Origin of the sequence: Kineococcus vitellinus (assembly GCF_009906315.1) — a bacterium.
GTDB lineage: Bacteria > Actinomycetota > Actinomycetes > Actinomycetales > Kineococcaceae > Kineococcus > Kineococcus vitellinus.
Window position 1 is genome coordinate 1 of record NZ_JAAALL010000105.1, and the last position, 13426, is coordinate 13426.

14 protein-coding genes and 1 pseudogene are annotated in these 13426 nt (G+C 76.9%); 8 read left to right on the forward strand and 7 right to left on the reverse strand.

From position 1 onward, the window contains the following. The first annotated feature begins 54 nt into the window (after window positions 1–54). Window positions 55–780: an FCD domain-containing protein gene (locus GTQ99_RS11060; protein ID WP_205707241.1), complete on the forward strand. Its 726-nt coding sequence runs from the start codon at window positions 55–57 to the stop codon at window positions 778–780. 20 nt (window positions 781–800) lie between these two features. On the opposite strand, the gene manD is transcribed toward GTQ99_RS11060, so the two are convergent. Continuing rightward, window positions 801–2012 carry a D-mannonate dehydratase ManD gene (manD, locus tag GTQ99_RS11065; protein ID WP_166615787.1) on the reverse strand — a complete coding sequence of 404 codons (1212 nt, stop codon included), beginning with the start codon at window positions 2010–2012 and terminating at the stop codon, window positions 801–803. Between the two features lie 88 nt (window positions 2013–2100). On the opposite strand from manD, the gene GTQ99_RS11070 reads away from it, so the two are divergent. Next, window positions 2101–3234, forward strand: coding sequence for a Gfo/Idh/MocA family oxidoreductase (locus GTQ99_RS11070; protein ID WP_205707242.1), 1134 nt, complete (start codon window positions 2101–2103; stop codon window positions 3232–3234). Window positions 3235–3304: 70 nt separating this feature from the next. Here GTQ99_RS11070 and GTQ99_RS11075 read toward each other — a convergent pair whose 3' ends face one another. Next, window positions 3305–3769 carry a DUF1330 domain-containing protein gene (locus GTQ99_RS11075; protein WP_205707243.1) on the reverse strand — a complete coding sequence of 155 codons (465 nt, stop codon included), beginning with the start codon at window positions 3767–3769 and terminating at the stop codon, window positions 3305–3307. 106 nt (window positions 3770–3875) lie between these two features. Here GTQ99_RS11075 and GTQ99_RS11080 point away from each other — a divergent pair, with 106 nt between their 5' ends. Both GTQ99_RS11080 and GTQ99_RS11085 read left to right on the forward strand, forming a co-directional pair. After that, window positions 3876–4691 (forward strand): helix-turn-helix domain-containing protein, encoded by an 816-nt coding sequence (locus tag GTQ99_RS11080; RefSeq protein ID WP_166615788.1) that lies wholly within the window; start codon window positions 3876–3878, stop codon window positions 4689–4691. 105 nt (window positions 4692–4796) lie between these two features. Beyond that, window positions 4797–6065 (forward strand): FUSC family protein, encoded by a 1269-nt coding sequence (locus GTQ99_RS11085; RefSeq protein WP_166615789.1) that lies wholly within the window; start codon window positions 4797–4799, stop codon window positions 6063–6065. A 13-nt stretch (window positions 6066–6078) separates the two neighbouring features. On the opposite strand, the gene GTQ99_RS11090 is transcribed toward GTQ99_RS11085, so the two are convergent. Then, the gene (locus GTQ99_RS11090) at window positions 6079–6597 is read right to left on the reverse strand and encodes a MarR family transcriptional regulator (RefSeq protein ID WP_166615790.1); all 519 of its coding nucleotides are present in this window, start codon (window positions 6595–6597) and stop codon (window positions 6079–6081) included. 318 nt (window positions 6598–6915) lie between these two features. Here GTQ99_RS11090 and GTQ99_RS11095 point away from each other — a divergent pair, with 318 nt between their 5' ends. The 4 genes from GTQ99_RS11095 (at window position 6916) to bla (ending at window position 10591) form a co-directional block, all read left to right on the forward strand. Continuing rightward, window positions 6916–7350, forward strand: coding sequence for a PPOX class F420-dependent oxidoreductase (locus tag GTQ99_RS11095; protein WP_205707244.1), 435 nt, complete (start codon window positions 6916–6918; stop codon window positions 7348–7350). A gap of 347 nt (window positions 7351–7697) precedes the next feature. Beyond that, complete coding sequence (locus GTQ99_RS11100; protein WP_166615791.1) at window positions 7698–8642, forward strand: LysR family transcriptional regulator; 945 nt, start codon at window positions 7698–7700, stop codon at window positions 8640–8642. Further along, on the forward strand, window positions 8639–9550 hold the full coding sequence (locus tag GTQ99_RS11105) for a serine hydrolase (protein ID WP_166615792.1): 912 nt from the start codon (window positions 8639–8641) through the stop codon (window positions 9548–9550). Before GTQ99_RS11100 ends, GTQ99_RS11105 begins: the two co-directional genes overlap by 4 nt. A 99-nt stretch (window positions 9551–9649) precedes the next feature. Beyond that, window positions 9650–10591 carry a class A beta-lactamase gene (bla, locus tag GTQ99_RS11110; protein WP_166615793.1) on the forward strand — a complete coding sequence of 314 codons (942 nt, stop codon included), beginning with the start codon at window positions 9650–9652 and terminating at the stop codon, window positions 10589–10591. Between the two features lie 41 nt (window positions 10592–10632). Here the strand turns inward: bla and GTQ99_RS11115 are convergent, their stop codons facing one another. The 4 genes and pseudogenes from GTQ99_RS11115 to GTQ99_RS11130 form a co-directional block, all read right to left on the reverse strand. Further along, window positions 10633–11202 carry a hypothetical protein gene (locus tag GTQ99_RS11115; protein ID WP_166615794.1) on the reverse strand — a complete coding sequence of 190 codons (570 nt, stop codon included), beginning with the start codon at window positions 11200–11202 and terminating at the stop codon, window positions 10633–10635. Further along, window positions 11199–11879, reverse strand: a complete 681-nt coding sequence (locus tag GTQ99_RS11120; protein WP_205707245.1) for a SigE family RNA polymerase sigma factor — start codon at window positions 11877–11879, stop codon at window positions 11199–11201. The genes GTQ99_RS11115 and GTQ99_RS11120 overlap by 4 nt, the downstream gene beginning before the upstream one ends. Then, complete coding sequence (locus tag GTQ99_RS11125) at window positions 11876–12979, reverse strand: amidoligase family protein (protein WP_205707246.1); 1104 nt, start codon at window positions 12977–12979, stop codon at window positions 11876–11878. The genes GTQ99_RS11120 and GTQ99_RS11125 overlap by 4 nt, the downstream gene beginning before the upstream one ends. A gap of 50 nt (window positions 12980–13029) precedes the next feature. After that, window positions 13030–13426: pseudogene (locus GTQ99_RS11130) on the reverse strand (hypothetical protein); the annotation flags it as partial.

A 13426-nucleotide genomic window follows, 5' to 3' on the forward strand; every position in this document is an offset into this window, starting at 1 on the left:
GGGGCGGGACGGCCGCGCGGGGGCGCGGCGAGCGGCCCCTGACACACTGGGGCGGTGCTCCCCCAGGTCCCCAGGTCGCCCGGCACGGCCCGTCCGCACGCCACCGGCACCGCCGCGCGAGGCGCCCGGGCCTTCGTCCTGGAGCGGCTGCGCCGGCGCATCGTCGGCCTGGAGCTGGCGCCGGGGGCACCGCTGTCGGAGAACGAGCTGGCGGGCGAGCTGGGCGTCAGCCGCACCCCGGTGCGCGAGAGCCTCATCGTGCTCGTCGAGGAGGGGCTGGTGAGCGTGGTCCCGCAGGTCGGCACGTTCGTCTCCCCCGTGCGCCTCGGCGACATCGCCACCGCGCAGTTCATCCGCGAGGCCCTCGAGCTGGCGTCGCTGGGCGAGGCGGTCGAGCGCGCCGACGACTCCGACGTGGCGGAGCTGCGCGAGCTGCTGGCCGAGCAGCGCCGCGCCGCCGCCCGCGACGACCAGGACGCCTTCATGGCCCTCGACGACGCCTTCCACGTGCGGCTGATGGCCGTCAGCGCCCACGCCGCCGCCTGGCGCGCGGTCGGCCGGGCCAAGGCGCACCTGGACCGCGCCCGGCGCATGTCGCTGCCGCTGCCCGACCAGCTCGGCGTCCTCATCGACCAGCACGAGGCCGTCGTGGACGCGGTCGCCGCGCGCGACGCCACCGCCGCCGCCGCCGCGCTGCGCACGCACCTGCGCAAGGTGTTCGACGACATCGCCGTCATCCGCGAGCAGCACCCGGGGTTCTTCACCGCCGACGAGGGCTGACGCCCGGGCGGGGTGCCCGCTCACCAGTCGTGCACCGTGCCGTCGGTGCGCCGGTTGACCGGCAGGTAGCGCGGTTCGTAGGGGAAGCGTGCCGCCGCGCGCTCGTCGAACTCGACCCCGAGGCCGGGGGCGGAACCGGGGTGCATGTACCCGTCGGAGAACGTGTACGAGGTGCGGAACACCTCGCCGGCCGGCTCGCGGTGACCCATGTGCTCCTGGATGCCGAAGTTGGGGATCGCCAGGTCCAGGTGCAGCGCGGCCGCGTGCGCGATGGGCGAGAGGTCGCCGGCACCGTGCGCGCCGGACCTGACCCCGTACAGCTCGGCGAGCGCGTACACCTTGCGCAGGTGCGAGATGCCGCCGGTGTGCGACACGGAGGTGCGCACGTAGTCGATGAGCCGCTCGGTGATCAGCGTCTGCACGTCCCAGATCGAGTTCAGCACCTCGCCCACGGCGATCGGCGTCGTCGTGTGCGCCCGGATCGTCCGGAACGCGGACTGGTCCTCGGCCGGGGTGGGGTCCTCGATCCAGAACGGCCGGTACTCCTCCAGCGCCCTGCCCAGCCGCGCGGCCTCGATGGGCGTCAGCCGGTGGTGGACGTCGTGCAGGACGTGCACGCCGAAGCCGAACCGCTCGCGGATCGCGGCGAACACCGTGGGCGCGAAGTCGAGGTAGGCCGTGCTCTCCCAGGTGGCCTCCTCGGGCAGGTGGGAGCTCGCGGGTTCGTAGACGCGCCCGTCGCCGGGCGAGATCCCGTAGGTCCCGGCGGCCCCGGGCACGGCGGCCTGCACGCGGACCGCCTTGAAACCCCGCTCCAGGTGCTCGGCGAAGCGGTCCGAGAGCTCCTCGACGTCACGACCCTCGGCGTGGCCGTAGACCAGAACGCCGTCGCGGCAGGCACCGCCGAGGAGGTCGTGCACGGGCAGGGCGGCGACCTTGCCCTTGACGTCCCACAGGGCGACGTCGACGGCGGCGATCGCGGTCATGGTCACCGGTCCGCGCCGCCAGTAGGCGCCCTTGTAGAGGTACTGCCAGGTGTCCTCGATGCGCGCGGGGTCCCGCCCGATCAGCAGCGGGCACACGTGGTCGCGCAGGTAGGAGGCGACGGCGAGCTCACGGCCGTTCAGGGTGGCGTCGCCGACGCCGACGACGCCGTCGGAGGTCTCCACGACGAGGGTGACGTAGTTGCGCCCCGGGGACGAGACGACGACCCGGGCACCGGTGATCTTCATTGAACGCTCCCGCGGTGGACTGCTTGCATACTAGTACACCAGTGGCGCCGCGGACAGCTCCCCTCCGGGTCGGGTTAGCGTCGGGCGGGTGAGCGACCGCGCGACCGCCGCCCCTCCCACGTCCCCCGCGCCCCCCGGGCGCCCCGCGCGCCTGGCCTTCACCGGAGGTGGTTTCCGGGCGGGCCCGCACCTGGACCTGGTGCGCCGGCTGCCGGACCTGTTCGAGGTGACCGGGGTGCTGGTGCGCAGCGCGGCCACCGCGGAGGCGGTGGCCCGGCGCGGGCTGCCGGTGCACCACGACGTGCCCGCGCTGCTGCGCACGGCACCGGACGTGGTCGTGGTCTCGCTGCCGGCGGCCGCGGCCCCCCCGCTGGTGCTGGAGCTGCTGGAGCGGGGCGCGGCCGTCGTGGTGGAGACGCCCCCGGCCCCGGACCTGGCCGGGCTGCGCGCGCTGTGGGAGGCGGTCGGCCCGTCCGGGCGCGTCCAGGTCGCGGAGCAGTACCTGCTCTCCCCGCACAACGCCGCCCGCGCCGAGGTCGTGCGCCGCGGCCTGCTGGGGGTCCCGACCTCGGTGCAGGTCTCCTCCACGCAGCTGCACCACGCCACCTCGATGATCCGCGGGCTGCTGGGCGTGGGTGCGCAGCCGGCCCGCGTCCTCGCGAGCGCCACGACCGCACCGCTGGCGGACCCCGTCTCCCGCGCCGGCTGGACCGGCAGCGCGCAGCCGCGCCCGCAGGTGACGACGGTGGCCACCTTCGACTTCGGCGACGGGCGCAGCGCGCTGTACGACTTCACCGAGACGCAGACCCGCAACCCGCTGCGCACGCGGCGGATGATCGTGCGCGGCAGCGCCGGCGAGGTCGTCGACGACCGCGTGGTCCGCCTGGCCGACGCGGTGACCGTGCTGACGTCCTCCATCGAACGGCGGCAGACCGGGCACCACCAGGACGTGCAGGGGGCGGACCTGGACATCCTCTCCCTCGACGGGCAGGTGCTGTTCCGCAACCCCTTCCCGGGCGCCCGGCTGTCCGACGAGGAGATCGCCGTCGCCACGCTGCTGCAGCGGGCCGCCGCCTGGGCGCGCGGCGAGGGGCCGGCGCCGTACCCGCTCGCCGAAGCGGCCCAGGACCACCTGCTCGGGCTGGCGATCGGCACGGCCCTGGCCGCGGGCCGTGCCGTGCTCACCTCGACCGAGGCGTGGGCGGCGGCGCTGGAGCGTTGACCGGCGCTGCCGCCCTGCGGTCCTCCGCCGATCAGGCACCCGCCCGACGCGGGCCGGCCGCCGCCCGGGCTCAGCGCAGCTGCTCGAGCACGTCGGTGGCGCGGTGCCCCGCCGGCACGCCCTCGACCAGCACCGCCAGACCGCGGCTGTTGCGCGTGCGCAACCCCACGATCGCCTGGTAGGCCGGGGAGCGGTACCAGGCCTCGGCGTCGCCGGGGCCTGGGAAGCCGAGGACGACCAGGTCGCCGGACCACTGCCCCTCCACCGCGCGCGCGCTCGCCCCGTGGACGAGGAAGCAGCCCCCGTACGGGGCCATGGTCTCCTCGATCGAGAGCAGGTAGCGCTCGATGTCGGGGCCGGGCCGCACGTCGAGCAGGTGCGCCACGGCGTAGGAGCCGCACGGCCGCACCGCCGGGTACCGCTCGGCCGTCCCCGTCCCCGTCCCCGTCGCCCCGGGCACGCGGCCCGTGCCGCCCGTGCCGCCCGTGCCGTTCATGTCGTCCATGTCGATCTCCCGCCTCGTCGTCGTGGTCACCGCGGTCGTGCTGCGGACGGGGTCAGCGTGGGAGTGGTGCCCGCGCCGGCGCGATGACCTCCGAGGTAACGGCGCGCTGCCACCGCGACTGGCTACCGTTCCGCGCATGAGCGCTGCCCTCGACAGCGGCCGGCCGCCCGTCGGGGCGCTGGTGCGCACCTGGCGCCGGCGCCGCCGGCTGAGCCAGCTGGACCTCTCGTGCGCGTGCGGCGTCTCCACCCGCCACCTCAGCTTCGTCGAGACCGGCCGGTCCCGGCCCGGCCGCCAGCTGCTGCTGCGCCTGGCCGAGCAGCTCGACGTCCCGCCGCGCGCCCGCAACGACCTGCTGCTCGCGGCCGGGTACGCGCCCCAGCACCCCGAGCACCGGCTGGCGGACGCGCCCATGGCCCCGGTGCGCCAGGCGCTGGAGCTGCTGCTGGCGGCCTACGAGCCCTTCCCCGCCCTCGTCGTGGACCGCTGCTGGACGCTGGTGGCCGCCAACCGCAGCACCGGGCTGCTCACCGCCGGCGCCGCCGGGCACCTGCTGGAGCCGCCGGTGAACGTGCTGCGCCTGAGCCTGCACCCCGACGGGCTCGCACCGCGCATCACCAACCTGGCGCAGTGGCGCTCCCACCTGCTGCACCGCCTCGCCCGCGACGCCGCGGCCACCGCCGACCCGGTCCTGGCCCGGCTGCACGAGGAGCTGGCCGCCCTGCCCGGCGGGAGCGACCCGGACGCGGCGCCGGAGGCCGTCGTCGTGCCGCTGCGCATCCGGCACGACGGGCAGGAACTGGTGTTCCTGAGCACCGTGACCACCTTCGGCACCGCCGTGGACCTGACCGCGGCGGAACTGAGCATCGAGACCTTCCTGCCCGCCGACGCCCGCACCGCCGCCGCCACCTCCCGCTGCGCCGGCACCTCTCCGGCCGACCCCGGCACCTGACCCCGGCACGTGACCCCGCGCGAGTGCCACCATGGCCCGCACGAGCGCCCGGACCTCCCGCCTCGGCGCTCCCGGTGATCGACGGCGACCCGCGAGGAGGACCAGGTGGACCCGCCTCGGCGCACCCGGCCGGCGCGGTGGGCGCGCTCGGTGCTGCCCACGGCGCCCACCCTGGCCACGACCGCCCGCCTGAGCACCGCGGGGGTGCTGGCCTACCTGCTCACCCTCGCCGTCACCCGGGGACCCGTGGACCTCACCGGTGCGCTGACCGCGCTGCTGGTCATGCAGGCCTCCGCCCACGCCAGCCTGCGCATGGGCGTGGTGCGGGTCGGCGCGGTGCTCACCGGCGTCCTGGTCGCCGTGGCCCTGTCCACCTGGAGCGGGCTGACCTGGTGGAGCCTGGGCCTGGCGATCGCCGCCTCCCTGCTGCTGGCCAGCGCCCTGCGCCTGGGGCAGCAGGCCCTGGAGACGCCCATCAGCGCCATGCTCGTGCTGGCCGTCGGCGGTCAGGAGATCGCCGCCGAGACCCGCGTCGTGACGACCCTGGTCGGCGCCGGCGTCGGGGTGGCGTTCACCGTGCTGCTGCCCCCGCCGGTCCCCACCGGCCGGGCGGTCGCCAGCGTCGGCACCGTGGCCGCCGAGCAGGCCGACTGCCTGCTGGCGGCGAGCTCCTCGATGTCCGCGCAGCCGATCACCCGCGAGCAGGTCAGCGGCTGGCTGACCCGGGCGCGCCGGGTCGACGCCACCGCCGAGGAGGCCGCGCACGCGGTCGAGGTCGTCAAGGACGTGCGCCGCCTGAACGCGCGGGCGATCGGCACCGCCGACGTGGAACCGGCGCTGCGCACCGGGCTGCAGGCGCTGGAGCACACGGCGCTGGCCATCCGCACCCTCTTCGCCGTGATGCGCACCGAGGCGCCGCGCCACCCCACGCCCGACGACGGCTACGGCGAGGAGGTCCGCCAGGCGTTCGCCGTCGTCCTCGCCGAGGTCGCCGCCTGCCTGCGCGCCTTCGGGGAGCTGGTGCAGGCGGAGGTCGCGGGGGGCGAGGCCGAGGTGGAGCGCACCCTGGCGCACAGCCTGGAGGTGGCCGGTGAGGCCCGGGCGATCCTCACCGAGCTGCTCTTCGTCGACCCGCGGGCGGAGACCTCCCTGTGGCTGCTGCGCGGTTCGATCCTCACCGCGGTGCAGCAGGTGCTCACCCCCCTGGACCTGGAGGAGCGGGCCCGGGTCCGGCAGGAGAACCCCCCCGCCCGACCCGCGCTGCAGGCCATCACCCCGCTGGTGCGCAGGATGCTGCCGGCGCGCAGCCGCCGGCGGGCCCGCTCGCTGCTGCGCCGCGGCAGGAGGGTCTGGCGACGGCTGCACCGGCCGTGACGGCGCGGGCGGTTCAGACCTCGGTCAGGGACCGGGTCGCCTCCGCGTCCAGCTCGGCGAGCACGACGTCGGCCATCCCCGTCAGCAGGTCCAGGGCCGCTCCGCGCTGCGCGACGGGCACCGCCTGCTCGAGGACGCGCTCGAGGCGCCCCCAGATCTCCTCCACCCGCCCGCGCAGCGCGTTGCCGGCCGGCGTGGGCTCGACGAGGGTGGCGCGCCCGTCGCCGGGATCGGCGCGCCGGCGCAGGTAGCCGGCGCGCTCCAGGCGCTGCACGGTGCGGGTGGTGGCCGCGGAGTCCTTGCCGAAGTGCGCCGCCAGCGCGCTCTGGCGCACCGGGCCCACCGCCCACAGGTGCATCATCAGCGCGCCCTGCTCGGGGTGCAGGCCGACCTCGCGCGCGAGCTGGCCGGCCAGCGCCCGGTGCGCGCGCGCCAGCCGCAGGACCGCCGCGCTCAGCGGGCCGAAGTCGACGGCGCGTTCGGCCGCGGCCCGCGCGGCGGTGGACGGCGGGGTCGTCGAGGTGGTGCGCACGGGGACCTCCCACGGACGGAACGGGACAGAACAGGACGGGGGCTGTGAGCCTACCGCCTGACCGGGTCAGGTGACCACGTCGAGCACTCCGCGGGCCGAGGGGTGCCGCGAGAGGCGAAGCACCGCAGCGCTCCTCGGCACCCGGCCGGGAGGAAACCTCGCACTCCCGTTGCACTACCTGTCGTAGACAGTTACCTTCGACGCAGGCAGGACCCACCCGAGAGAGGAACCCCGGATGAGCACCACGACGAACTCCGCGACACGCACCACCACCGCGCCGCAGGCGGGCCCCCGCACCGGCGCCGAGGAGGTCGCGGCGTGCTGAACGACCTGCCCCGCACCACGTTCGGCGACCTCGGCGCAGCGCGCTTCGTGTCCCTGACGACCTTCCGCCGCACCGGTGAGGGCGTGGCCACCCCGGTGTGGATCGCCTCCTCCGGCGAGCACCTGCTCGTCACCACCCCCGCGACCAGCGGCAAGGTCAAGCGCCTGCGCCGCGACGGGCGCGTGCTCCTCGCGCCGTGCGGGCGCTTCGGCGCCGTCGCCCCCGGCGCGGTCCCGATGGAGGGCGTCGCCGAGGTCCTCGGGACCGACCGCGAGCACCCGCGGGAGACGGAGGCGCTGCGCCGCAAGTACGGGCTGGAGTACCGGGGTGTCGTGGCGCTGGAGGCCCTCGGGCGCCGCCGGCGCGGCGGCAGCGACGAGCGCCTCATCGTGCGGATCGCCCCGGCCGCCCCGGGCGCGGCCGGCTGAGCCGCGCGCCGCCGCCCCGGCGGCGCAGGTGCTCACCGTCGTCGCCGACGTCTCGCAGGAAGGCGACGTCGACTCCTGCATCGCCGCCACCCCGCAGCGCTTCGGGCGCATCGACGGGTTCCTCGACGACGCCGGCATCGAGGGCCGCCAGAACCCCACCGAGGACTTCACGGCCGCCGAGCAGTTCATCCAGGCCGACCCGACCGTGCGCCGCGGCCGGTCCGCCGAGGACTGGACCGGGACCCGTCCGGGGTCGGGGCCGGGCGTCCCCCGGCATCGACCCCGGGCGCCGGACGGGGCGGCCGGGCGGCGCTGCCCGTGCCGCGCGCTGGGTACAGTCCCCGGCTGTGGACCTCGTCGCGGCCTGCCGCGCCCTCGTCGCCGTCAGCGCTCGAGGCAGCTTCACCGCGGGCGCCGCGCAGGCGGGCGTGCCCCAGCCGGTCGCCAGCCGGCGGATCGCGGCGCTGGAGCAGCACCTGGGCGCCCGGCTGCTGGACCGCTCCACGCGCGCGGTGGCCCCCACCGCCTTCGGCCGCGACGTGCTCCCGGCGGCCCGCCGGCTGATCGAGGCGGCCGACGCGCTGCTGCAGCAGGCGGGTTCCGCCCGTGTGCGCCCGCTCGGGCTGGCGGTGCCCGACACGTGCCCGCAGGAGGAGCTCGTGCGCCTGGTCGCCGAGGCCTTCGAGCAGCGGATCACCCTGCGCCTGCACCGCGCCGGGCCCGCCGAGCGCGCCGAGCTGGCGCAGTCGCGCCAGGTGCGGGTGGCGGTGGTCGCGGCGCCGGCGGACGAGGCCACGTGGCAGGTGCCGCTGGGCCTGGCGTCCGGAGCCGCGGCACCGCCGGCGAAGATCCACCTGGACACCCTGCGCGAGGGCCGACTGACCGGGGCCGAGCGCCGGCGCCGGGTGTGGTTGCAGCCCGAGGACGACGTGCCGCACGTGCGCGACCGCCTGCTCGCCCTGGGCGACGCCGCCGGCCTGCAACCGGTGCAGGTCGCCGTGGCCGACTCGGTGGTCACCGCCGCCGCGCAGGTCCTGACCTCCGAGGACCTCCTGCTGTGCTCGCGCCGGCAGGCCCGCGACCTGCACCTGCCGTGGTCGGCGCTGGGCGAGGGCGGACTGCGCCGCGGCTACCGGCTCGCCGGCGCCGAGCACGAGGACCTCGCGCGCGTCGCCTCACTGCTGGGGACCGGTCTCGGCGCCTGCCTGGGCGCCACCGGGCAGGAACCCCCGCGCAGCGCCCCCGCCGGTGCGGGGGCCGGCGCAGGAACCGGCGCGACGGTGGACCGGTGAGCGCGGCGCGGGTGCTCGGCCGGGCCCGGCAGACGCTGCACGACGCCGGTCTGCGCGGCTCGTTCCTGGTGCGCGACCTCGACAGCGGCGAGGAGATCGGCATCGAGGCGGACGCGCCGTTCGCCCTGGCCTCGCTGGTGAAGCTGCCGCTGGCGATCGCCACGCTGGAGCGGATCCACCGCGGCGAGCTGGACGCCTCGGCGCAGGTGCTGGTGCAGCCCGGGCGCATCACCACCCCCGGCCCGACGGGCACCAGCCGCTTCCGGAACCCGGCCTCGATCGCCGTGGAGGACCTGCTGCACCTGAGCGTCTCGCTCAGCGACAACGGCGCCGCCGACGCGCTGTTCTCCCTGACCCCCCTCCCGGTGGTCGCCGCCGAGCTGCAGCGGCTCGGCCTCGGCGGCCTCGCGGTCCGGCACCACCTGCGCGACCTGGTGGAGACCCCGGCGGAGTCGCTGGGTCCCGGGCGCGTGCACCTGGCGCACTCGCTGGCCGTCGGGGCGGCCACGGCCGGTCGCGGCCACGCGCTGCACCACCTGGACGTCAGCCGCGCCAACGCGGGTTCCGCGCGCGCCGTCACCGACGTGCTCCAGGAGCTGTGGCGCCCGAAGGCCGTCGACGCGCGGACCGCCGAGCGCGTGCGCGAGCTGATGGCCGCCAACGTCTTCCGCCAGCGCCTGGCACCGGACTTCCACACCGACTCCTCGTCGTGGTCGTCCAAGACCGGGACGCTGCTGAACCTGCGCCACGAGGCGGGGGTGGTCGAGCACGCCGACGGCTCCGCCTTCGCCGTCACCGCCTTGACGGAGTCCACCGTGTCGGCGGCGGCCCAGCCGCGCGCCGAGGCGGCCATGGGGCACGTGGCGCGCACGCTGCGCGACCACCTGCGCGAGCGCCTGGGCGGCTGAGGCGCGGCCAGCACCCCGGCGCCCGCCCATGCGCGGACGGCATGGAACCCGCCGTCCCCGTCTTGGCCGGCGTCGCCCGTCGACAGGAGGCTGGTCCCCATGAGACGTCCCCTCACCGCCGCCGCCCTCGCCCTGGCGCTCGCGGGCTGCGGCTCCCCCACCGCCGAGCCCGGCGCCGGGAGCACCGCCGGTCCTCCGTCCGCCACGAGCAGCACCGCGACCCCGACCGGCACCCCCGCCGCCACCGGCACCGGCGAGGCCGCCGAGCGGTTCGCGCAGCTGGAGCAGCGCTTCGACGCCCGACTGGGCCTGTTCGCCGTCGACACCGGATCGGGGGAGGTCGTCACGCACCGCGCCGACGAGCGCTTCGCCTTCGCCTCCACCTACAAGGCGCTCGCGGCCGCGGCCGTGCTGGACCGCACCACCGACGCCGAGCTGGACGGCGTGGTGACGTGGGAGGCCGGCGACCTCGTCGACCACTCCCCCGTCACCGGGGACCACGTGGCCACCGGCCTGCCGCTGCGCGCGGTGGCCGAGGCCGCGATCACCGTCAGCGACAACACCGCCGCCAACCTGCTGCTGGAGCGCCTCGGCGGCCCGCAGGCGCTGGAGCAGGAGCTGCGCGCCCTCGGCGACGGCGCCACCGAGGTGGACAGCACCGAACCCGAGGTCAACGACCACGTCCCCGGCGAGACGCAGGACACCAGCACCCCGCGGGCGATGGCCACCTCGCTGCGGGCCTACGCCGTCGGCGACGCCCTGGAGGCCGGTGACCGCGAGCAGCTGGTGGAGTGGCTGCGGGCCAACACCACCGGCGGCGAGCAGGTCCGCGCCGGCGTGCCGGCCGGCTGGGTCGTGGGCGACAAGACCGGGCACGCGGGCGTGTACGGCAACCAGAACGACATCGCGGTGGTCTGGCCCGCCGGCGACCGCGCACCGTGGGTGCTGACCGTGCTCACCGACCGCACCGGCGTGGACGACGAGTCCGACGACGCCCTGCTGGCCGAGGCGACGCGGGTCGTCGTGCAGCAGCTCGGCTGACGGACGTCCGCACCGCGCGGGGAGCCGGCCGGCGAGGGGCGTCAGCGGGCGTCGTCGCCCGTCCCCCCGGACGGTGGGATCGGCACGGCGCGGCCGTCGAGCAGCAGCTGGCCGGCGCGCGCCTTGGTCTCGGTGTCGTCGGTGTTCCACAGCTCGTCCAGCGCCAGCACGTCGTCGTAGGTGTACCCGGCGTCCCAGAACGCCTCGTACTGGGCGCGGGTGTACCCCTCGGGCATCGCCGACCAGTCGATGCCGACCGCCTGCGCGACGTCCTCCACCACCCGCGCCACACCGGAGTAGGGCGCCGCGGCGGCTGCCGCGCCGGCGCCGGCGACGACCAGCCCCGAGGCCAGCGCACCGACGAGCACGGCCTTCCCGCCGCGGCGGGCCAGGGTGGAGACCGTCGCCGCACCGTCCGCGGGACCGGTGCGCGCGTGGCGGTCCGCGCCGCGGGCGAGCGCGGCCTCGGCCCGGGCGGTGACCACGGCCGGGTCGGGTGCGGTGCGCGCGTGCGCGTGCAGGGACCGGGTGATCTGCCGGACCAGTTCGTCCTCGTCGTCGCGCAGGCGTTCCTCGGCGGCGCCGTCGTGCGCTCGCGGGTGCTCGCTCATCGGGTCTCCGTGGGGGTCGACGGGTCGGTGCGGCGCAGGGTGGCCAGGGCGCGGGAGGCGTGGGAGCGGACGGTGACGGCGGAGGTCCCCAGCACGCTGGCGATCTCGGCGTCGTCGAGCCCCTCGTAGTAGCGCAGCACCAGGACGGTGCGCTGCCGGGCCGGCAGGGCGCTCAGGCGGTGCCAGACCGCGTCGTCGGCGGCGACCCGCTCGGCGTGGTCGCCGTGCGGGTCGCCGTGGGCGGCCAGCACCTCGTCGCTGGCCGGCCTGATGGTGCGCACGTGCCAGCGCCGGCGCCAGGACAGGTGCTCGTTGGTCACCATCCGCCGCAGGTACAGGTCCGGTCGCTCCAGCAGCGCGATGCGCCGCCACCGCACGTGGGCGCGCAGCAGCACCTCCTGCACGATGTCCGCGGCGGTGTGCCCGTCCCCCGTCAGCACGGTGGCGTAGCGCAGCAACCCGGGCAGGTGGGCGCGCACCACCTCGTCGAGGCGAGGGCTCGCGGCGTCCGCGACCGCGTCGGGCTCGTCGGGTCCGTCGACCGCGTCGGGTTCGTCGACCGCGTCGGGTTCGTCGGCGGGACGCGGCGGGTGCTCGTCGGCGGGTCCCGCGCCGGCCGGGCCCACGCGCGGGACGGGGCCCGTCGCCGGTCCGGCCGCTCGCACCGGGGCGCTCACCGGGGCACCACGGCCATCTCCTCCAGGGCGGTGCGGGGGTCGGCCGCGGACGCGCGGCCGGGCCGGGGCAGCGGGCGGGGGTCCAGGCACCGGGTGAGCAGCGCCTGGACGAGCGCGGCGCGTGCGACGACGGCGTGGCCGTCGACGTCGCCGGGCAGGATGCGCACCTCCACGGTGTCGCGCACCGGTCGCTCGCTGAGCAACTGCGCGAGGTTGACGTCGGCGTACTTGGTGACGCCGGTCCCCCGCGCCGCCTCCCGCAGGCGCTGCCAGCCGGTGCGCCCGGCCTCGTCCTCCCAGGTCCCCTCGACCAGCTCGACCAGGGCCGGCGGCAGGGGGGCCAGCCGCCGGCAGGCGGGGTTGGTGCCCAGCGCCGACCACAGCTGCTCGCGCCAGTGCGCGAACAGGCGCACCAGGTTGGCGAAGGCGTGCGTGCGCCGGAAGGGTGCCCCGTCCACGTGCAGGTGCACCGCGGCCTCCTGCGGGACGCTGAACCCGAGGTCGCGCGCCGGCGCCAGCAGCTGCTCCAGCACCCGCGCGTGCTCGCTGCGCAGGGGCGGGGTGACCACCTCGCAGGGACGTTCGCGCCCCGGCGGCAGCGGCAGGGCCACGGCGACGCTGGCGCCGGTGGCGTCGTCGACCTTCGCCGCCGCGGGGAAGGCCTGGAGAGGGACCCCGAACAGGTCCGCCACCGGCTGCAGGACCTGCTCCAGCGGCGCCCGCGGGTCGGTGTGCCGCTCGATCAGGCGCAGCAGCCGCGGGTCGTCGCACAGGACGCGGTACCAACCCCGATGGCCGGGGTGGCCGGTACGGGCGGTGCCACCGGTGCCGCCGGGGTGCGGGGCCAGGTCGGCGACGATGGTGATGTCGTCGACGAGGCGGGCCAGCGGCGCCCCCGCGGCGTCGGTGACGTCGAAGGCCGGGGACAGGTGGTGGAACAGGCCGACGCCCGGCACCTTCGAGGGTTCGCTGTCGGTGTGGAAGGAGCGGTGCACCGCGCCGCCGCAGCGGGCGGCCAGCTCCTCGGCGAGCACCTGCCGGTCGGAGCCGGCGGGTGCCAGCAGCTCGATCTCGAAACCGGTGCGCATCGGCAGTCGCACGTCGATCGTCGTCTCCTCGGACAGCGGGGTTCGGGTGCCGGGCGTGGCGGTCAGGAGGTGGCGGGCGTGCCGCTGGGGGCCAGCGGCAGGCTCTGCCCGTCCAGGACCAGCTGCCCGGCGCGCGCCTTGGTCTCGGTGTCGCCGGTGCCCCACAGCTCGTTGAGCACCAGCACGTCGTCGTAGGTGTACCCGGCGCCCCAGAAGGCCTCGTACTGGGCCCGGTCGTAGCCCTCGGGCATGGCCGTCCAGTCGACGCCCACGGCCCGGGTGATCTCCAGGACGGCCCGTCCGGTCGCCGACGGGGCGGCGGCCGCCGCGACCCCGGCGCCGGCCAGGGACACCCCGGCGGCCAGCGCGCCAGCGGCCAGCAGCCGGCGCGGGCGCCGGCGCGGGGCGAGCGGTGCAGCGGTGGCCGGGGTGGTGCAAGCGGGGGTGGTGACGGGGGTG

What these genes read in the sequence shown, in the direction of transcription:
- manD (WP_166615787.1), bottom strand. Translation starts at nt 2,012, where the DNA reads ATGAAGATCACCGGTGCCCGGGTCGTCGTCTCGTCCCCGGGGCGCAAC.
- GTQ99_RS11080 (WP_166615788.1), top strand. Translation starts at nt 3,876, where the DNA reads ATGAGCGCTGCCCTCGACAGCGGCCGGCCGCCCGTCGGGGCGCTGGTG.
- bla (WP_166615793.1), top strand. Translation starts at nt 9,650, where the DNA reads ATGAGACGTCCCCTCACCGCCGCCGCCCTCGCCCTGGCGCTCGCGGGC.
- GTQ99_RS11115 (WP_166615794.1), bottom strand. Translation starts at nt 11,202, where the DNA reads ATGAGCGAGCACCCGCGAGCGCACGACGGCGCCGCCGAGGAACGCCTG.